Raw genomic sequence first — 19,497 nt, 5'->3', positions numbered from 1 at the left:
CCCCGGACGGCCCGCGCACCCGCCGACGTCCCCGTCCCCCACGCCGGTTCAGCGCCCGTACGCCCGCAGAAAGACCCGCACCCCGACCGCCGTGATCCGGTCGGCCTCCCCCGGCGGCAGCGGGCTGATGCCCCAGTACGACCGGTGCACGATATCGGTCGACGTCAGGGCCATGAAGTGCGCGGCGGCCTGGGCCGGGTCACCGTGCGCATCGACCAGTCCCGCCGTGTCCAGCGCGGCCATCGCGACGGCGAACCGCCGCCCCACCGCGCGCGGCCCCGCCTCCTGCCAGTCGTCCAGGACCTCGGCGGGGACATGCCCGGCCTCGGCGTAGATGTGGCGCACCAGCGAGAAGTGGTCGCGGAACTCCGCCATCAGTCCGACCCAGGCTCGGGCGAGTGCGAGCAGATCCCGCTCCAGATCCGCCGGGCGCGGCAGCCGCCCCGGGTCCAGATACCTTGCCAGCAGGGCGAGTTGGGCATCCCGCATCTGGCCGGAACTCCACTGCACCACCGTACGGAAGAGTTCTTCCTTGCCGCCGGGGAAGTGGTTGTAGAGCGTGCGGGTGGAGGCCCCCGCCTCGGCCGCGATGGTGTCGATGCTCGCGCGGGTGTAGCCGTCGCGCCCGAACACCTCGCAGGCGGCGTGCGAGAGGGACGCGGCCTTGTCCGGCCTCCTGGCCCGGCGGGGCGCGGCCGGCACCTCTCCCCCTGCACCTGTGCTGGTCATCGCCGCTCCTTCGTCATGGGCCTCACCCTATCTACAACGTACGTTGTAGCCCAGAGAACCCCACCGCGCCCGCAGGCCGCCCCCCGGCTCAGGGGCCCTGCCCGAGCGCCGGCGGGCCTATGACCGACCATCGACCCGCCGACCCGCCGACCCGCCGACCCGCCCCGTAACGAGCCGGACAGCCCGAACGAACGGACCGTTACGCGTCCTTGAGCGGCTGCCGCTGCCGTCCGAGCCCTTCGATCTCCAGCTCCACGACATCCCCGGCCCGCAGATACGGCTTGGGTTCGGGCTGCCCCATCGCCACCCCGGCGGGTGTCCCGGTGTTGATCACGTCGCCCGGGTACAGCGTCATGAACTGGCTCAGATACCGCACCACCTCACCGACCGGGAAGATCTGGTCGGCGGTCGTGCCGTCCTGCTTCAGCTCACCGTTCACCCAGAGCCTCAGCGGGAGCGCCTGCGGATCGGCCACCTCGTCGGCGGTCACCAGCCAGGGGCCGAGCGGATTGAACGTCTCGCAGTTCTTCCCCTTGTCCCACTGGCCGCCGCGCTCGATCTGGAAGGCGCGCTCCGACACGTCGTGCGCGACCGCGTACCCGGCGACATGGCCGAGAGCCTCATCGGCCGACCCGAGGTAGCGGGCCGTACGCCCGATGACGACGGCCAGCTCGACCTCCCAGTCGGTCTTCTCGCTGCCCCGGGGTACGAGAACGGTGTCGTCGGGGCCGACGACCGTGTCCGGCGCCTTCATGAAGACGATCGGCTCGGCGGGGATGTCCGCGCCGGTCTCCGTGGCGTGGTCGTGGTAGTTCAGCCCGATACAGACGATCTTGCCGATCCGGCCGACCGGCGGCCCGGTGCGCGGCGTCTCGCCCTCGATGGCGGGCAGCACCCCGGCGCCCGCGGCGGCCCGTATCCGGTCGAGCGCCGCCGCGTCGGCGAGCAGCTCTCCGTCGATGTCCGTGACCAGCGCGGAGAGGTCACGGAGGGTTCCGTCTGCGTCGAGCAGTGCGGGGCGCTCGGCCCCGGCCGTTCCTACACGCAGCAGCTTCATGGTCAGTCTCCCAACGATTGGACCGGTCCGGCCGATGGGATGCGGCCATCGGGGGATTGGCTGATCCTCCAATTTCGATGTCCAGGCCGCAAGACCCCGTTCACAAGCTGGACCACCGCCCCTTCAGGGACCGGACGGCCCGCGCTCCCCGGACGAACCCCCTACATCGGGCTGGCGACGGCCGCGGCGGCGGGCGCCGTGTCCCGGTAGAGGAAGGCGCGCTCGACGGCGGTCCAGGTGGTGCTGGTGACGACGTACAGCGCGGCGGCGAGCGGCACATAGGCGACCGTGAGGAGCGTCGCGAACGACATCAGCGGCATCACCTTCGTCATCGCGCCCATCGCTCCGGCGCCGGGCCCCTCGACGGCGGGGGCCGGAGCGGCGGCCATCATCCGCTTGGTGCGGCCGTAGCTGAAGGTGGCGACGGCCGCGACGATCACGAAGAGCACCAGATAGACGACGCCTTGTTCACCGAGGAGTCCGCCGTGCCCGATGGCGTCCTTCAGCCGGCCACCGAGGGGGCTGCCCATGAGGGTGTGGCCGAGCAGGGAATTGTCCGAGCCGCCGATGTGCGCGCTGGAGAACAGGTGGTACGTGACGAAGAACGCGGGCATCTGCAGCAGGCTCGGCAGACAGCCGCCGAGCGGCGAGATCTGCTCCTCGGCGTGCAGCTCCATGATGGCCTTCTGCATCTTCTGCGGGTCCTTGGCGTGCTTCTTGCGCAGTTCGGCCACGCGCGGGGCGAGCTTGGTGCGGGCCTTCTGGCCACGGGCCGTGGCCCGCGACAGAGGGTGCACGGCGAGCCGTACGCAGGCGGTGAAGAGAATGATCGCGGCGGCGGTCGCCGAACCGTGGAAGAGCGGCTGGAGCAGGTCGGCGAAGTGCGTGACCAGGCTGGCGAACGCAGCGAAGAAGGAAGAGAACACGGGAAAACCCTCCGGGGGTCTCGTCGCGGGCCGGACAGGAAGACATGTCGGCGTGACGGACCGCGGCGGGAACCGGGGTGCAGCTGGGCGCAGCTGGGGTGCGGAGGGGGGTCCTACGCGGCCGTCGGGACGGGACGACCGGGCGCTCGGGGCCTTGGCCTGCCCGAGGCGTCGGGATCACGCTGCGGCAGGAAGGCCGTGCGCCGCTCCCGGTCGCGGATGGCCGTACGGATCCGGGTGCGCGCCACGGCGGGCGCGGTACGGGAGGTGAGCAGCGCACAGGCGGCGAGCGCGGACCCGACCGCGGCGGTGGCGGCGAGTGCGACGGCCGAGGAGAGCATGCCGCCCTCGACGAGCAGCGCCTGGGCGAGCAGGAGCACGAGCAGTGCCAGGGCGGGACGGGACAGCCGCATGAGGCGTGTGGCCATGGTTCCCGTCCTCTCCGGTGTTCGCTTCCGGTACTTCCGGTGCTTTGGTGTCTGCTTCCGGTGTCTGCTTCCGGCGCCTCTGTCGCACGGGCACCGCGTACGCACTGTCGAAAAACGTATCTCCAGCCGTTATACACGACCGGACCAGGACGACCGGATTCGCTGGGCTCCCGCAGGTTCCCATCAGCCGGGATGCGTCCCGCCCCCGGCGTCAGCCGGGGACCCCGGCCCCCTCGGCCCCGCCGTCGACCGCCCCCGCGCCCTCCCCGATCGGATCGCGCGCGAGGAGTTCCCCGTCCGACCGTGGGTCGCGGTCGCGCGGCCCGGCGTACGTCACGGCCAGTGCGACCAGCAGATTGGCGCCGAGCGCCACGATCCCCGCGTTCACACCCCACACCGGATCGTGCTCGCTGAACACGAAGGCGCACACCACCCCCACCCCGACGACCAGACCGCTCCCCGCGCCGAGCAGCGTCAGCCTGCGCCACACGAGACCGAGCAGCAGCATCGGCAGCAGCTGCGCCATCCCCTCGTACGAGATGAGCGACAGCCGTACCAGCGTGTTCGGCGCGGTGTACGTCAGAAGCAGCGCCAGCGTGCCGGCGACGACGACCACCCCCTGCGACGCGCCCTTCTGCCGCTCGCGCAGGCGCGGGACGAGCGAGAGCACGCTGCGCCCCCACATCGTGCCGATGACCAGCATGAAGATGGCCATGGGCACGATCGAGGAGAGCGCGGCGGCGACCCCGATGACGCCGACCACCCAGGCCGGCAGCGAGTCCACCACCAGTTTGAAGAGCGCCAGATTGGACTCGGCGCCGGTCAGGTGTCCCACCACGAACAGGGCGGCGAGCCCCAGGAACATCGGGACGAAGAGCAGGATGTTGTACGCGGGCAGCCAGACCGCGTTCTTGCGCAGCACATCGGCGCTGCGCGCTCCGAGGTATCCGGCGACGGTGGTCGGGAAGATCACCACGGTCAGCGCGTTGAGCAGCGAGGTCGTCACGTACCAGGACTGCCCGAGTCCGCTGCCGCCCGGCCCGCCGCCCCCGTGGCCGGGGAAGGTCAGCCAGTCGCCCTTCTCGGTGACGACCCGGTGCAGGAAGTCCCCGTACCCGTCGAAGTAGTGCAGCGGCACATAGAGGGCGAGGAAGGCGAGCGTGCCGATGACGAGCGCGTCCTTGAGCACGGAGACCCAGGCGCTCCCCCGGAGTCCGCTGATCACGACGAAGCCCGTGGTGACGGCGAAGGCCACGAAATAGGCCCAGTTGAGACTGATCGCCCCGTACGAGATGGTCGAGACGACGACGCCCATGCCGGTGATCTGGAGCTGGATGTACGGGAGCAGGAAGACGGTCGCGAGGACGGCGACGGCCGCACCGAGCCAGGGCCTGCCGTACCGGTGGGCGATCATGTCCGTGACCGAGACGAGGTCGTGCCGGCGGGCATACGCCCAGAGCGTCGGCCCGGCCAGATAGCCGATGGCGTATCCGCAGGACATGTACGCGACCACATACAGCACCGGGGCGCCGTAGTTGTAGCCCCAGCCGGCCGCGCCGAGGTAGCTGAAGCTGGTGTAGCCCTCGCCGGCCATCAGCACCCAGATGAAGACCGGGCCGAGGCTGCGCCCGCCCACGGACCACTCGGCGAGCCCGCCGGTCCGGCCGCCGCGCACGGCGACCAGGCCGAGGACGACGGTGGCGACCATGAAGACCGCGAAGATCGAAGTGGCGACAGCGGCATTCACGGGCGCTCACCCCGCCGGTCCGCGCCCTGGGCCGCGCTCCCGTACGCACGCCGGTCCGCCCGGTGGGTGAGCCAGACGGCGAGCGGCGTGAGGAGCGTGGCCGCGATCATCCAGAGGAAGAGGAAGGGCAGCCCGAGCAGCACGGGCCGCACCCGATTGACGAACGGCACCGCCCCCAGGAACAGCACAAAGGGCACAAGCAGCCACAACAACTGAGGACGACGTCTCAACACGTAGCGACCTTAGGCGGTTTACGGCCCCCGGGGCAGATCACGGTCCCGGGAGCGGACGGCGCGGGTTCCCCGTCCCCGCTCAACGGGGCCGCATGGACCGCAGAGTGGCCCAGACGGCGAGCCGGTAGCGCGATGTGTACTCGGGGGTGCAGGTCGTCAGCGTCAGGTAGTAGCCCGGGGTGCGGTAGCCGTACTGCGGCTTGACGGTGCTGCGCGGCACCGGCGCGATCACCCCGCTGTCGCGCGCCGAGGTCTGCGGGAGCCCCTTGTCGACAACGTACGTGTACACCGCGCTGCCGGTCTCGACGGTGACAATGTCGCCGTGGCGCAGCCGGTTGATGTAACGGAACGGTTCACCATGGGTGTTGCGGTGCCCGGCGAGCGCGAAGTTCCCCGCTTGGCCGGGCCCGGCTGTCTGTACGTAATGCCCCACATACCCCTTGTTGAGCACATTCTGCTTGCTCACCCCCTGGGCGATCGGCGCGGTGATCCCGATGCGCGGGATACGGATCACCGCGTACGCCTTGTCCCAGACGGGGCCGCGCGCGGACTGCCGGCCGGCCGTACCGCTCCCTGCCGCCGCCCGCGACCGGCCGCCCGCAGCGCCGCCTGGTCCGGAGCCGCTTCCCGGTCCGGGCGACGGAGTGGCAGGAGTCACATCCGTACCGTCCGCACCACCACCGTGCGCCGCCCCGGCGTCCCACTGCCGCTCCAGCGCCCGCACTTGGTGCGCGGCGCCCTGCCGGGCCTCGCGGTTGGTCCACCACAGCTGCTGCACGACGAAGAGCAGCACGATCAGGCCCAGCGTCACGGTCACCTCGGCGCCGGTCCACAGCCCGCGCGCGAGGACCGTACGGCGCCGGGATGCCGCCCGCTGCACCACTCCCGGAATCGCGTCCCGCGTCGGCTGCTGCACGGGCCGCACGATAAGCGCTGGATCCCGAAGTCTCCATAGGCCCGTACGGCAGTACGGTGTGGAGCATGCGCCCCGACACTCCCGCTGATCACCACGCCGAAGCCGAGCGCCTGCTGCGCACCGCCGAGCAGTACCCGGAGGACCAGGAGCCGCTGCTGCTCCAGGCCGCGGCCCACCTGGAACTGGCCGGCGACCGCGCCCGCGCCACGACGCTCTACGACCGGCTGCTTTCGGGCCCGGCCGAGAACCTGGCCCTGATCAAGGCCCTGCAGGCCGCCAACCTGTGGGAGTACGGCCACGAGGCGGAGGCCCGCGCCATGATCGACGGCATCCGGGCCTCGACCCCGCAGGACCCGGCCCCCTGGGCGATCGTCGCGGAGACCCTGGAGGCCCACGACGAACCGGACGCCGCCCACGCCACGTTCACCAGGGCCCTGACCCTGCTGGTCGACCCGGCGGACGAGGTCCCGTACGCGGCCCAGGCCCTCCTCACCGGCCGCCACCGCGTCAGCAGGGCCCTGGGCCACGAGCACGACGCCTGGGACGCCCTGGCGGACTCCCTGCACACGGGCGACATCAGCCTGGACGAACTCCACGACCCGAACCGGCTGTGGGCCCTCGGCTCGAACGACCCGGCCGTACTGCGCGCGGAAATCGCCCGCCTCCAGTCGGAGTTGGGAACCTACCGGGCAGCCCTGTCCCGCCCGTTCCCGGTGGCCGTCCTGCACTGGGAGGCCGCGGAACTCACCGAACTCCTGGCGGCGTACCCGCCCCTGGAGTCGGAGTACCCCTCACACGCGACCCACCTGATCGAGATCGAATCGGCCCTGCGGGAACTGTCGGCCACCGGCACGAAGAACCTGGGCATCGTGACCGGCAGCATCCCGTCGTACGAAGCCTTCGCGGCCTCCGAGTCGGCGTCCCCGGCGGAAACATCCCTGCTCCCCCAGTACGCCACCACCCTGGCAGCCCGCGGCCGCGCCGTCCCGTGGCCCCCGGCCCGGAACGCGGGGTGCTGGTGCGGGGCGGGGACGGCCTACCGGGAGTGCCACGGGGCGTAGCGGCGCCGCCGGGTATTTCCCGAGGCGGTTGTCCCGAGGCGGTGAGCGGCACCCGGACGCAGGCGCCGCTCACCACCATCAGGAGGGGCACCCGGTTACTCAGCCAGCCCCAGCTGCTCTTCCTCGACCCGGGCCTCGGCGCGGGCCTCCTCGATATGGCGCTCCACCCGCTCCACAGGAAGCCTGGACCTCAGCGCCAGCAGATAGACGATCGCGGCGAGGACCAGGTTGACCAGGAAGCCCCAGCCGAGCCCGATGTAGCCCAGGCCGCCGTCGTAATCGCCCACCCAGCTGATGAGCGCCAGGCCCACCAACCACGGTGCCACCCAAGGCAACCCCGCCCGCCAGTCCAGCTTCGGGGCCCGGCCCTTGTCGGTGAGCTCGAAGACGGCCAGCAGAACGAAGCCGATGCCGATGGTCGCGAACAGCTTCCAGTTGGTGTTCCAGCCGGCCCAGTAGACGATCAGGTTCGCCGAGTACAGCCCGAGGAACGGAATCACATCGCCGCCAGGCACCCGGAACGGCCGGTTCCAGTCCGGAATCTGGCGCCGCATCGCAGCCAGCACGACCGGGCCTGAGCCGAAGGACAGCACCGTCGCCGAGGTGATGAACCCGACCAACTGCTGCCAGCTCGGGAAGGGCAGGAAGACGATCAGCCCCAGCACGAACGTGACGACCAGACTGATCATCGGCGCGCCCCGCGAGGTCGTCTTCGTCAGCGCCTTCGGCGCGTTCCCGTTCTGCCCCATGGCGTACGAGATACGGGCCGTGACCGTCGTGTAGACCAGTCCGGTGTCCGCAGGGGAGATCACCGCGTCGACATAGAGGATGTACGCCAGCCAGCCGAGCCCGATAGCACTGGAAATGGCCGCCAGCGGGCCGAAGTCGTTGGCGAACGTCAGGCTCAGCCAGCCGCCGGAGGACTTCAGATCGTGCCCCGGGACCGAGGCGATGAAGGCGATCTCAAGCAGGATGTAGATCACCCCGGTGACCAGCACCGAACCGATGACCGCGAACGGGACATTGCGCTTGGGGTTGTCCGTCTCACCCGCCAGCTCGACGCCCTGCCGGAAGCCGAGGAAGGAGAAGGTGATTCCAGCGGTCGAGATGGCCGTGAAAATACCCTTCATCCCACCCGGTGCGAACCCGCCGTACTCCGAGGCGGTGAAGTTCCGGCCGTGGAACGCCGTGACGGCGAAGGCGACGACCACCAGGATGATGACCGCCAGCTTCCACCACACCAGCGCATTGTTGACCCGGGCGAACCAGCGGATGCCGAAGTAGTTCAACGCCACGAAGAACGCCATCGCGATGACCGCGATCACATAGCCGAGCGTCGTCAGGGTGTGCGCCCCGCTTTTCGGATGGAACTCAGTGAAATCTGCCCATTTAGTGGCGTATTGAAGGGCACCTTCCACCTCGATGGGGGCCACGGTCGCCGCAGCGATCCAGTTGATCCACCCCATGGTGTAACTGGCGAACGACCCGAAGGAGATATGCGGAAAACGCACCACTCCACCGGATACCGGGAACATGGTCCCCAACTCGGCGAAACACAGCCCGATGAGCAGAATCATCACGGCGGCGATCGCCCAGGAGAAGATCGAAGCCGGCCCGGCCAGCTTGGCCGCATTGAGTGCACCGAAGAGCCAGCCGGATCCGATGATCGATCCCACACCGGCGAACAGCAGACTGATCCGGCCCATGTCTCGCCGCAGTCTTGGTTTCTCCGAGGCTTCGCTCGGGGAGTTGGATATATCAGCCATACGGCATCCCTTTGTCCCTGCGCCCCGGCCTGGCCGAGCCATCGGGTCCACGACTTCTCCCGCACAGCTACTCGATCGGGTCGGGACTGCCCTCCGGGGGCAACGCGACGGGAGACCATACATCAGCTCCGCACGCCGCTCACCGAGAGAGATCGGCATTCCTGTACGGCGCACGTACCCAGAAACCGGCGTGCAAGTCCGGTCAATTCCGAGCGTGTTCGATCGAGCTGTGACCTGTGGCCATCGCTTCCCGGTCAGCCGACACCACTCACGGTGATCTGGGCCTCGGGCCGGCGGAGCCGGCGCGCTGAGGCGATCATCACGGGGACCCTGAAGGCCCACGACGAACCGGACGCCGCCCATGCGGCCCTCACCAAGGGCGACGCTCGCACCCTGACTCACCCCGTCCTCCACTCCCTGCTTGCACGGAATGGGGCGAGCCAGCGCGAGCCGCGCTCAGCTACAGATCAGCGAACAATCCGGAGGGCTCAACTAGGCCCCAAGAGACAGCCATCGGCGAGCCCGCCCAGCCGTCTTCCGTCTGCCAGAGGGAAGCAATGCCCTCCGCCTCAAGGTACGTGGCATACGCCCCGATATCTTCCGTGAAGAGCCCCAACAGATGCGGTCGAGGCAGCTTGCTCTCTCCGTAGAGGAAGTAGCTGTACTCCTTGAGCTGGCCCACCGCCTCCCGGACCGCCTGAGTGACATTGCCCTTCCGCACCACCTTGGCCTCCACCAGCCACTCCTCCTGCGGCCCTTTCGGCTCACCGGCCAACTGCAACGTGACGTCCTTGGGATGAACACCCTGGTTCTTCGGGGCGAACCCGCGTGCTGCGACATAGGGCCCGAACTCGGCGATCAGGCGCTCATGGTCCTTGGATCTCATCGCTTCTCTAGCGGGGATCTTCACCTTGTACTCGCTGCTGTCTTTCGGCACGAAGCCGCCCAGCCCCCCGCTCTTGCTGTGACTGTCCCCTTTGAAGTTCAGGACGAGCCCATGGTCCGACCAGTCGATCTCCATGGCGCGTCCACTCGCCGAGACCCGCTGGAGGAGATTGGCGACGTGCTTGAGGTCCGCATGGAGAGCAGCGTCTGACGGCATTGCGCCGATCTCGTACCGACGTGCAGCAACGCTGGCGGCTTCGTAGGCCAACGGCCGGTCATTCGTCGAGCCGAAGAGCGGCCGGGCCTGCCAGCCATCCAGCAGGATGTCGGGGAGCGTGCTACGGAGCTCGACGGCTTTGCCCTCGAGGTAGGAGTAGAAGTCTCGCCTCTTCGAGAACTTGGGTTCCAACTCTGTGACGCCCTGCTGGAGCGTGAGCGTCACGGCTGACAGGTCCGCGCTGAAGATGAAGGCGACGTAGAGACCGGTCTTGGGGTCGTCGTTGATCACCGGGTCGAATACGCCGATCCAAGGGCAGGTACTGGCCGAGCCCTGCCCGCCGTACCCGCGGATGACGAACCCTTCCGGACACGACAGATCGGTCCGCTGGGCTACACCGCGCAAGACCAACTGGCCAGCTACGTCGGCGCCCGTGCCGGCCCCCTGGTCGTAGGTTCCAGCTACCTCGATGAGCAGTTCGCGCATAGTCACGATCGAAAGATATTCGAACATGTCTGTTTTTGCTAAAAGATTAGATCGCTCTCGACGCATCCAACGGTCTGAACTGATCGCCTTCCATCCGAGCCCGGTCGGTTGTCGGTGGCGCTTGGTAAAACGGACACAGTGATCGTCTGGCGAGAGGTGCCGCTATGCCCCATGAGTTCACCGATGCAGCACCGGCAGTTGGTCTGTACGAGACGCTGATCACACATCGGCTCCGGAAGCGGATCGTGGAGCTTGAGGCTGAGGGCTGGAGAGCCATCGACAGCCTGGTGGGCGAGGAGTCCTCACCACACGTCCTGTCGCGCCACATCGCCGAGATCGTGCGTCGAGTACTCCAGGGCCTCGCCTTTGAAGAGCAAGTCCTCGCGGTCAACCAGATTTTGAACTCCCTCAACACCATCGAAGGAGCTCGCGAGTGGATAGATCTCGTCGCCGAGGGGCCACGCCAACTCCTCGCGGTTGCCGAGCAAGAGACATCAGGCGTCTATGCGATCCGGCCGGCGACACCCCTGTCCGAGAGTGCGTTGATCACCAACTCCCCAGAGGACCCAAGTCTGGGATTCGAGCTACGTGCCGAGCTCGCTACAGCAGACCGTGTTGATCTGCTCTGCGCCTTCGTACGCTGGACCGGGCTCCGGGTGCTAGAGCAGGCGATGCAGACCGCGCACCACCGCGGGGTTCCTCTCCGTGTGATCACGACCACCTACATCGGCGCCACAGAGCGCAAGGCCCTCGACCGCTTGGTGCAGCGGTACCACGCACAGGTGAAGATCAGCTACGAACTGCGTTCAACACGCCTCCACGCCAAAGCCTGGCTCTTCCGCCGCAACAGCGGATACGACACTGCGTACGTTGGAAGCTCGAACCTCTCCAAGGCCGCTCTGCTCGACGGCCTGGAATGGAACGTACGGCTGTCCTCCGTCTCCACGCCGGACGTGCTAAGGAAATTTGAAGCGACCTTCGACTCCTACTGGAGCGACCCAAGTTTCGAGTCATACGATCCCGAACGAGACGCGCAGCGTCTTGACGAGGCTCTTGGTCTGGCAAGTAAGGGGACGCCGAGGTCAGGCGGCTCTGAGATCACGCTGTCCACGCGCGAAGTGACCGCGTACCCACATCAACGGGACATGCTGGAACGCCTACAGGTGGAACGAGACATTCACGGCCGCAAGCACAATCTCCTGGTAGCAGCCACCGGTACGGGAAAGACCGTTATGGCGGCTCTCGACTACAAGGCGCTACGTACTGAAGCAGGAAAAGATCTTCGTCTTCTTTTCGTGGCTCATCGCAAAGAGATTCTTCAACAGTCATTGCGGACGTACCAGAACGTTCTTGTTGATGCCAACTTCGGAGAGGAGCTACATGGTGGAGAAATCCCCGAGCGCTGGTCTCATGTCTTCGCCAGCGTACAGTCACTTAATACGCGAATGCTCGATCAACTCAACCCGAACCACTTCGATGTGATCGTGATCGATGAGTTCCACCATGGAACTTCACCGACGTATCGGAAAATCCTTGACCACTTCATCCCGAAGCAACTGCTAGGACTGACGGCAACGCCGGAGCGGATGGACGGAAAGAACATTCAGGATGAGTTTTTCGACGGTCGGATCGCCGCCGAGATGCGCCTCTGGGAGGCCCTTGAGAACGGCCTGCTCTGCCCCTTCCATTACTTCGGCATCAGCGACAACACCGACCTAAGTGCCATCGAATGGAAGCGTGGAGCCTACGACTCCGCGGCCTTGAGTAATGTCCTCACCGGCAATGACGCACGAGCCCGCCTGGTAGTGCAGGCCGTGGAGGAGAAGATCACAAGCCTGGCCACCATGCGAGCACTTGGATTCTGTGTCTCAGTGGCCCACGCGCACTTCATGGCCGAGTACTTCCGCACTGCTGGGCTCAACGCCGTGGCCATCTCCGGAGAAACCCCATCCGAGCAACGTAGACAGGCCCTCGCCGAGCTCAGTGCTGGAAAGCTTCAGGTGATCTTCTCGGTCGATCTCTTCAATGAAGGGCTCGACATACCCAGCGTGGATACACTTCTCCTCCTCAGGCCGACCTCCAGTGCGACCGTCTTCCTCCAACAGCTGGGCCGGGGGCTCCGCCACTACGAGAACAAGTCCGTGCTGACCGTGCTGGACTTCATTGGTCAGCATCGCAAGGAATTTCGCTTTGAGAATCAGTTTCGTGCACTTACGAATCTGAGTCGCAAACGCCTCCTGGATAACATCGCAGACGACTTCCCTCAGCTCCCTTCTGGCTGCCAGATCATGCTTGAAGAGAAGGCTAAGGCGACGATCATCTCCAACATCAAGGATCAGATCGGCGTCAACGTCACCACGCTTGCGCGCGAGGTATCCGCCTACGCTGAACCGCTCATCGCTCGCTATCTGGAAGAGAGCGGGCGAGAAATTAAGGAGCTCTACAAAGGGAACGGAAACTCTTGGACAGGAATTTTGCGCCGCGCAGGTCTCATGACGAGGGAGGGAGTAGAAGGAGAGTCAGCCCTCCTCAAGCGCGTGCCCGCCTTTCTGCACGTAGATGACCAACTGCGGGTCGCGGAGTACAAGCGCCTCCTCCAGGATGATGCTCCGCGATACGACGAACTCAGTGAACAGGGCCAGGCGTACGCTCGCATGCTCTTCTTCCAGCTCTGGCCGCTGGGAGGCACCACACGCAAAGGGTTCACAAGCTACGACGAAGGCTTCGACACCCTTCGCAGTCAGTCCGCATTTCGCAGCGAGGTACGGCAAGTGCTGGACTACAACCTGGACCACACCGAACACATCCCCGTTCCGCTCCTGGGCGACCACGCCGGCCTACCACTCGCCGTCCACGCCTCGTACAGCCGCGAGGAGATCTTGCCAGCGCTCGGCCAATCATTCGTCGGTGGCTTCATGCCGGGAGACTTCCGAGAGGGGGTGAAGTGGTGCGAGTCCACCCAGACCGATGCTCTCCTCATCACCATCGATAAGGATGAGAAGGACTTCTCGCCGCAGACTCGTTACCGCGATTACGCATTGAGTGAGACCCGTTTTCACTGGGAATCGCAGAACCAGACCTCTGACACATCTCCGACGGGGGTCCGTTATCAGAATCACGTGGCGAACGGCAGCCACGTACTGCTCTTCGCCCGCCGCTACAAGAGCACCGACATCGGCGGAGCCCAACCGTGGATGCTGCTCGGTCCAGCCACCTATGTGGAACATAGGGGAAGCCGTCCAATGGCGATCACCTGGGACCTCAAACACACGATTCCGGCCGACGTCTGGTCGTACTCGATGATCGCCGCTGGGTAGTTAGATAGCGACGCACGCGAGTACACCCGAGCGTTCGACAGGCCGCGGGAGGGTGATAGGTGGCCCGGTGCGGGAAGGTGTAGGCCCCGAGGACCTACAGCGATGGGCTCCTCGGTCCGTACGTATGTGAGATGAAGGAGACGATCCAGTTGCCCTTCGCCCAGGAGAATCCAGAAGACCAGGCGTTTCTTGAGAGGGCCATCGCTCTCTCGCGGCTTTCGCTGGACGACGAGGGGAAAGGCCCCTTCGGGGCCGTCGTGGTCGTGGGCGGTGAGGTGGTGGGCGAAGGGGCCAACTCCATCGTGGAGTGCAATGACCCGACCGCGCACGCCGAAGTCATGGCGCTGCGCTCTGCGGGCAGGGCGCTCGGCCGCCATCTCATGGAGGATGCCGTCCTCTATGCGAGCAGTGAGCCCTGTCCGATGTGTCTGGTCGCCTGCTACTGGGCCCGGATCCCGCGTCTGGTGTACGGGGCCAACAGTCGCGATGCCGCAGTCAATGGGTTCGAGGACCTGCGGTACTACCGTGAGTTGACACTGCCGAACGAGGACCGGGCCCTCTTGGACGAGGTTCCGGTCGGCGGAGATCTGCACGCGAACGCGGCCGTGACCCTCGCCCAGTGGGCAGCTCAGTCGCCGGATGAGGTCGTGCCCAAGTTCTGACCTTGCCTGTTCCGGCCTTGCCTGTTCCGACCTATGCCTGTTCTGACCTGTGCCTGGTTTCCGGGCCGCGTGCAGGTTCTAGTCCGGCAGCCCGGCAGCCCGCTCTTCGCTACGGCAGTCCGGGCCCGCCCGTCGGGGCTGCTTCAGCCGCCGGATGGTCCGGCCAGTTGACGGCGTACGTCTGGTCCCGTCCGGTGCTGATCCGGGCGTAGCGAAGCAGTTCGCGGACGATGCCGGCGTTGCCCATGGCCCAGCCCGGTCGTGGTGCGAGCGTGCTCGGGGTCGCCCGGTGTTCGGTGTTCGACCAGTGCGCCCCGTGCGCGTCCTCGGTCGCCCTCGAAGCCAGGTCTGCGACGAGGACATGCGCGAAGTCCAGTCCGTCGCCGTGTTCGACGTGCCGGTCGCACGCCAGCGCCAGTACCCCTGCCGTACCGCAGCAGCAGCCGTTGTTGTCCCAGAAGCCGGGGCGCAGCCGCTGCGGGATCCCCGAGTGGGTGACCGTGTGCCAGCACTGGGTCGCGAGTCCCGACCAGGCCGGGTCCTGGAGAGCGGCCCCCAGGAGTCTGAAGGTCCGGGCGTCGCCGGTCGGGCCGTGGCACCAGCCGTAGCTGAAGCGCTCGGTGCGGTCCGGGACGTGCTGCGGGTCGGAGTGCGGGGCCAGGAATCCGGTGGGGCCGGCCTCGTTGCGGGCCGCCACGTCCGATGCGCCGGCCACGGCCAGCTCGGTCAGGTCGGGGCGGGCGGCGGCTCGTCCCACGGCGGCCAGTGCGTACGCGATGCCCAGCGTGCCGTGCGAGAGGTGGTGGAATCTGGCCGGTGCGCCGGTCTTCGACTCCCACTGCACGCCGTTCGGGGTCCGTTCCGCGGTACGGAGGTAGGGCTCCACCGCGCGTACGGCCAGCTCGGTGTCGCCGGTGGCGAGTGCGCCCAGGGCGATGCCGGCGTTGCCGATGAGCAGGTCGAACCAGGTGTCGTGCCAGCGCGTCCCGTCGAACCGGTCGCGTACGCGTTCCATCGCGCCGTCCGCTGCGGCGCCCGCAGCCGTGTCGCCCAGCAGCTCGTGGACCGCGCGCAGGGCGACGGCCATGCCCGTCAGACCGATGTACAGGGAGCTGGCGTCCCACTCCTGGACGGTTTCCGCGAGCGTACGGGCGGCCCGCACGGCGGCATCCCCGTACCGGTCGTCCCCGAAGTGGGCCCGGCCTTCGAGCAGGGCCGGGATGATCCCCGCGGTACCGCTGTAGAGGGTGGGGTCCAGCTCCTCGTCCGTCGCGGTATCCGCCCACGCCAGGCCGGTTCCGGTGTCGCGGGCTGTGGCGAGGAGCCAGTCCAGACCCTTCTTGGCCAGGGGCTCGACGTCCGTGAGTTGTGCTGTCTCTGTCGTCACCGGGTCAGCGTCGCACGGTGCGTCCCTGCCGCCAAGGTTCCTTCGGGCGACGGCTATTCGGTACGGAGTGGGCCCCGGTGCCGGGTTCGCGCCGCCATGCGGCCCGTGCGGTGCCGGTTCAGCGGCGCGCTTGCCGCCGTGGCACCATCGGCTGCATGCAGTACCGGTATGCGACCGAGGCCGATGTACCCTCCATGGCCGCGCTCTTCGCGGCCAACCATCGAGACGCTCTCAGCGAGCGCCAACGCTCCGAGCAGGGCTTTGTGCAGGGCAGCTTCGGCGCTGACGCCCTGCTCGCGATGGTCCGGAGCGGGAGCCTCTTCGTGGCGGACCCGGCGGCCACCGCTGGTGCGGCGGACTCGTCGAGTGGGGAGAGCGAAAGCCGGAGCAGTGCCCCGGGGCGAGTGGCCGGTCTGCTCGCGCTGTCCGCTCCCGAGAGCGTGTCCGCGCCGCCGCCCCCGGTCCGTGCGTTGCTCGACGCCCAGGACTCGCTGCGTTGGCAGGGGCAGCCCTTGAGCGAGTCACGGTGGCTGCTGTACGGGCCGGTCGTGGTCGACACCGCTTTCCGGGGGCAGGGCGTCGCCAAGGGGCTGTTCACCATGGCGGTCGAGTCGGCGTGGGGACGGGCGGATGCCGTGGTGGCCTTCATCGAGGCCGACAACCGGCCGTCGTGGCGAGTACATGTCGACGGGTTCGGTATGCGTCCGCTCGGTGAGTACGTCGCGGGCGGGCGTACGTACCACGCGATCGCCGCACCGGCGCGGGAAGCGGCCCGGTAGGTCAGCCGACGCCTCCGAGCTGTCGTACGCGTGCCGTGCACCGTCGCCTGACCGGGGACGGAGAGACAACCGTGGACAGCGAACCTGCCCTGGACGGTTGGCCCGTGAAGCGCGATACGGAGGCACGATATGGCGGTGAACCAGGTGAACATCAGTGACCAGGACCGCCGGCTCCTCGGAGTCTGGGCCGCCGACTGCGCGGAGCGGGTGCTCCGGTTGTTCGAGGCGGAGGCTCCTCACGACATCCGCCCCCGCGAGGCGATCGAGGGCATACGGGCCTTCGCGCGCGGGGAGCAGAGGAAAGGGCAACTACGTCCTCTCGCCTATGCGGCGCTCGCAGCCGCACGCGAGGTCCGCGCTCCAGCAGCCACAGCTGCCGCGCGCGCCGCGGGTTATGCGGCGGCGGCCCCCTACATCCACCCGTTGGCAACCCCTCACCAGGCGAAACACGCCCTCGCGCCTGCCATGTATGTGGCGCTCGCCCGTGAACTCGCGGTCGACCACGACATCGGCACGGGCATCAACCCCGGTGACGAGGAGGCTCGTTGGGCGATCGGGCACGCCCCGGAGGCCATTCGCGGGCTCCTACGGCAGATGCCGGCCTTCCCCCCTGGCCGCAGCAGGCTGGACGCGCTCCGCCACCAACTCGACTCGGCCCTGCGCCTCTGATGGAACAGGCCTTCCTGCCCTGAGCCGCTTGTGGTGCTCCACCGCATCCGGTTGCGCTCTCTCAGTGCGCGCTCCCGCGCCACCGGGCGGGGGATCGACTTCCCGATCCTTCGGACCGGCACCGTGCGGGACGGCCGTATCAGAGCGAGGTCCGGCCGTTCTACTGGGATAAGGCGGCCGTTGCGGAGGCGTGTGCATAGCTCTGCGACGCCACCCCGCCACCGCCCTCCCGATGCGCGCGGTTAGCCTCGTTCTCATGGCAAAGATTCCCGCAGCAGCCGTAGCAGCCTCCGGTCTCGTCGGCGGTTTCGCCGTGGCCCGCTGGACCAGGAAGCGTCCCCTGGGCGGTGTCGCGCTCGCCGCCGCCGGGGCGGTCGCCGCCCGGCAGTGGCAGCAGGAGGCCGGTACGGGCAGGGCCGCCGCGCTCACCGGTGTCTACCTTGCCGCGTTCGGCGGGTCCCATCCGCTCGCGAAGAAGATCGGTGCCTGGCCGGCCGTGTTCTCCGTGGCGGGGGCAGTCGCCGTGGCCTCGACCGCGGTCGCACGCCGGGCGTAGACCGGCGCAGGCCCGGCACAGGCGTAGCCGGAGGCACGGGCACAGGCGTAGCCACAGGCACAGGCCGGGCGTGGGGAGACTCGGCGCCCCGCGTGGCGACCCGGCCCCGGGCGGTCGGCCCCAGCCGCCCCCTCGGCATCCCGCACCCGGCATCCGGCATTTGGCATCCGGCATCCGCCCCGGTCGTCCGGCATCCAGCACCCGGCACCCACCCCGGTCGTCCGGCATCCGGAGTCCACCCAAGTCATCCGGTATCTGGTATCCGGTATCCGCTAACCCCCCAGCGCGTGCGACACCGTATAGATCGCCAGGCCCGCGAGCGCGCCGACCACTGTGCCGTTGATTCTGATGAACTGCAGGTCACGGCCGATGTGCGCCTCGATCTTGCGGGAGGTCTGTTCGCCGTCCCAGCCGGCGACCGTGTCCGAGATCAGCGAGGTGATCTCGCTGCGGTACGTCGTCACCACGTACACCGCCGCGTCCTCCAGCCACCCGTCCAGCTTCCGCTGCAGGCGGGAGTCGGTCGCCAGGCGGGCGCCCAGGGACAGCAGGGAGGCGCGGGCGCGTAGGCGCAGTTCGCTCTGTTCGTCCTCCGCGGCCGAGATGACCATGGTGCGGACCGAGGACCAGGCCGACGCGATGACGTCCTGCACCTCGGCGCGGCCCACCAGGTCCGATTTGAGGCGCTCCACCCGGGCCCGGGTGTCGGTGTCCGACTGGAGGTCGGACGCGAAGTCCACCAGGAAGCGGTCGAGGGCGCCGCGTGCCGGGTGCTCGGGCATGTCGCGCATCTCCGTGACGAAGCGCAGCAGCTCCTTGTAGACGCGGTCGCCGATCCGCTTGTCCACGAACCGCGGCGTCCACCCCGGCGCCCCGCCCTGTACGGCGTCCATCACCGAGTCGGAGTGCACGGTCAGCCAGTCGTGGGCCCGGACGCAGACCAGGTCGACGACCCGCCGGTGCCCGCCGTCCGCGACGACCTTCTCCAGCATCTTCCCTATGCCGGGCGCGACCTCGGCGGCCTCCGCCCGGCGCGTGATCGCCTCACCGACCACCGCCTGGACGTCCGAGTCGCGCAGCACGGTCAGCGCACCGCGCAGCGCGGTCGACAGCTCCGCCGTCACCCGGTCGGCGTGTTCCGGTTCCGCGAGCCAGTTTCCGAGCCGCCCGCCGATGCCCACGGCCCGCAGTCTGGCCCGTACGACAGATTCCGACAGAAAATTTTCGCCAACAAAGGAACCAAGTGACTCACCCAGCTGGTCTTTCTTGTTGGGGATGATCGCGGTATGAGGGATGGGGAGGCCAAGTGGTCGGCGGAACAGTGCCGTCACGGCGAACCAGTCGGCCAGCGCGCCCACCATGCCCGCCTCGGCGGCCGCCGCGACGTACCCGGCCCACGACCCGCCCCCGGTGTGCGAGGCCCAAGTGGCGAGTACGAAAATGAGAGCGACCAGAAGGAGAAGTCCGGTGGCCGTCGTCTTCATCCGGCGGACCCCGCGCCGTTTCTCCTCGTCGGCCGCGCTGTAGGCAACGGAGCCCAGCGGCGCGGTGCCCGTGACGTCCTCCGTCCCAGGTCCGGCCCCGGATCCTGTCTCCCTGCCTGTACGTTCCATCAGCTCCGCCTGCTCCGCCCGTTCCTGCACTTGTACCGCCCCCGTACGTATTGTCCCTGCCTG

Annotated in this window: 17 protein-coding genes; 6 read left to right on the top strand and 11 right to left on the bottom strand. The window is 68.0% G+C overall.

Going from position 1 to position 19,497, the window contains the following annotated elements:
- Positions 1-48: 48 nt before the first annotated feature.
- From ACWGKJ_RS15825 to ACWGKJ_RS15795, 7 genes are all read right to left on the bottom strand, one after another.
- Positions 49-729, bottom strand: a complete 681-nt coding sequence (locus ACWGKJ_RS15825; protein ID WP_385026945.1) for a TetR/AcrR family transcriptional regulator — start codon at positions 727-729, stop codon at positions 49-51.
- A 199-nt stretch (positions 730-928) separates the two neighbouring features.
- Positions 929-1,786 (bottom strand): fumarylacetoacetate hydrolase family protein, encoded by an 858-nt coding sequence (locus ACWGKJ_RS15820; protein ID WP_385026942.1) that lies wholly within the window; start codon positions 1,784-1,786, stop codon positions 929-931.
- Positions 1,787-1,947: 161 nt separating this feature from the next.
- Positions 1,948-2,712, bottom strand: coding sequence for a YidC/Oxa1 family membrane protein insertase (locus ACWGKJ_RS15815; RefSeq protein WP_385026939.1), 765 nt, complete (start codon positions 2,710-2,712; stop codon positions 1,948-1,950).
- Between the two features lie 113 nt (positions 2,713-2,825).
- Entirely contained in the window at positions 2,826-3,140 is a 315-nt protein-coding gene (locus ACWGKJ_RS15810; protein WP_385026936.1) for a DUF6412 domain-containing protein, read from the bottom strand.
- A 211-nt stretch (positions 3,141-3,351) separates the two neighbouring features.
- Positions 3,352-4,887, bottom strand: coding sequence for a sodium:solute symporter family protein (locus tag ACWGKJ_RS15805; protein ID WP_385026933.1), 1,536 nt, complete (start codon positions 4,885-4,887; stop codon positions 3,352-3,354).
- Complete coding sequence (locus ACWGKJ_RS15800; RefSeq protein ID WP_385026930.1) at positions 4,884-5,120, bottom strand: DUF3311 domain-containing protein; 237 nt, start codon at positions 5,118-5,120, stop codon at positions 4,884-4,886. Before ACWGKJ_RS15800 ends, ACWGKJ_RS15805 begins: the two co-directional genes overlap by 4 nt.
- Before the next feature lie 79 nt (positions 5,121-5,199).
- Positions 5,200-6,036: a class E sortase gene (locus tag ACWGKJ_RS15795; RefSeq protein WP_385026927.1), complete on the bottom strand. Its 837-nt coding sequence runs from the start codon at positions 6,034-6,036 to the stop codon at positions 5,200-5,202.
- 65 nt (positions 6,037-6,101) lie between these two features.
- On the opposite strand from ACWGKJ_RS15795, the gene ACWGKJ_RS15790 reads away from it, so the two are divergent.
- Positions 6,102-7,097, top strand: coding sequence for an SEC-C metal-binding domain-containing protein (locus ACWGKJ_RS15790; protein WP_385026924.1), 996 nt, complete (start codon positions 6,102-6,104; stop codon positions 7,095-7,097).
- A 95-nt stretch (positions 7,098-7,192) separates the two neighbouring features.
- Here the strand turns inward: ACWGKJ_RS15790 and ACWGKJ_RS15785 are convergent, their stop codons facing one another.
- Together ACWGKJ_RS15785 and ACWGKJ_RS15780 are read right to left on the bottom strand one after the other, a co-directional pair.
- Positions 7,193-8,803 (bottom strand): APC family permease, encoded by a 1,611-nt coding sequence (locus ACWGKJ_RS15785; RefSeq protein WP_385026921.1) that lies wholly within the window; start codon positions 8,801-8,803, stop codon positions 7,193-7,195.
- Positions 8,804-9,323: 520 nt separating this feature from the next.
- The gene (locus tag ACWGKJ_RS15780; RefSeq protein WP_385026919.1) at positions 9,324-10,478 is read right to left on the bottom strand and encodes an MrcB family domain-containing protein; all 1,155 of its coding nucleotides are present in this window, start codon (positions 10,476-10,478) and stop codon (positions 9,324-9,326) included.
- 137 nt (positions 10,479-10,615) lie between these two features.
- Between ACWGKJ_RS15780 and ACWGKJ_RS15775 the strand changes: the two genes are divergently transcribed.
- Together ACWGKJ_RS15775 and ACWGKJ_RS15770 are read left to right on the top strand one after the other, a co-directional pair.
- Positions 10,616-13,768, top strand: coding sequence for a DUF3427 domain-containing protein (locus ACWGKJ_RS15775; RefSeq protein WP_385026916.1), 3,153 nt, complete (start codon positions 10,616-10,618; stop codon positions 13,766-13,768).
- A gap of 131 nt (positions 13,769-13,899) precedes the next feature.
- The gene (locus ACWGKJ_RS15770; RefSeq protein ID WP_385026913.1) at positions 13,900-14,430 is read left to right on the top strand and encodes a nucleoside deaminase; all 531 of its coding nucleotides are present in this window, start codon (positions 13,900-13,902) and stop codon (positions 14,428-14,430) included.
- 109 nt (positions 14,431-14,539) lie between these two features.
- On the opposite strand, the gene ACWGKJ_RS15765 is transcribed toward ACWGKJ_RS15770, so the two are convergent.
- The gene (locus ACWGKJ_RS15765) at positions 14,540-15,817 is read right to left on the bottom strand and encodes a lanthionine synthetase LanC family protein (RefSeq protein ID WP_385026910.1); all 1,278 of its coding nucleotides are present in this window, start codon (positions 15,815-15,817) and stop codon (positions 14,540-14,542) included.
- Between the two features lie 155 nt (positions 15,818-15,972).
- Here ACWGKJ_RS15765 and ACWGKJ_RS15760 point away from each other — a divergent pair, with 155 nt between their 5' ends.
- The 3 genes from ACWGKJ_RS15760 to ACWGKJ_RS15750 all read left to right on the top strand — a co-directional run bounded on the left by ACWGKJ_RS15760 (position 15,973) and on the right by ACWGKJ_RS15750 (position 17,821).
- Positions 15,973-16,596 carry a GNAT family N-acetyltransferase gene (locus ACWGKJ_RS15760; RefSeq protein WP_385026907.1) on the top strand — a complete coding sequence of 208 codons (624 nt, stop codon included), beginning with the start codon at positions 15,973-15,975 and terminating at the stop codon, positions 16,594-16,596.
- Positions 16,597-16,725: 129 nt separating this feature from the next.
- Positions 16,726-17,265: a putative immunity protein gene (locus tag ACWGKJ_RS15755; RefSeq protein ID WP_385026904.1), complete on the top strand. Its 540-nt coding sequence runs from the start codon at positions 16,726-16,728 to the stop codon at positions 17,263-17,265.
- A gap of 256 nt (positions 17,266-17,521) precedes the next feature.
- On the top strand, positions 17,522-17,821 hold the full coding sequence (locus tag ACWGKJ_RS15750) for a hypothetical protein (RefSeq protein ID WP_385026901.1): 300 nt from the start codon (positions 17,522-17,524) through the stop codon (positions 17,819-17,821).
- A gap of 272 nt (positions 17,822-18,093) precedes the next feature.
- On the opposite strand, the gene ACWGKJ_RS15745 is transcribed toward ACWGKJ_RS15750, so the two are convergent.
- A complete protein-coding gene (locus ACWGKJ_RS15745; RefSeq protein ID WP_385026898.1) occupies positions 18,094-19,434 on the bottom strand; it encodes a DUF445 domain-containing protein in 1,341 nt (446 codons plus the stop codon).
- Positions 19,435-19,497 lie beyond the last annotated feature (63 nt).

This window comes from Streptomyces sp. NPDC054757, from assembly GCF_053612185.1.
The sequence above is the reverse complement of the archived record's forward strand: the minus strand, read 5'-3'. Positions and strand labels throughout refer to the sequence as shown.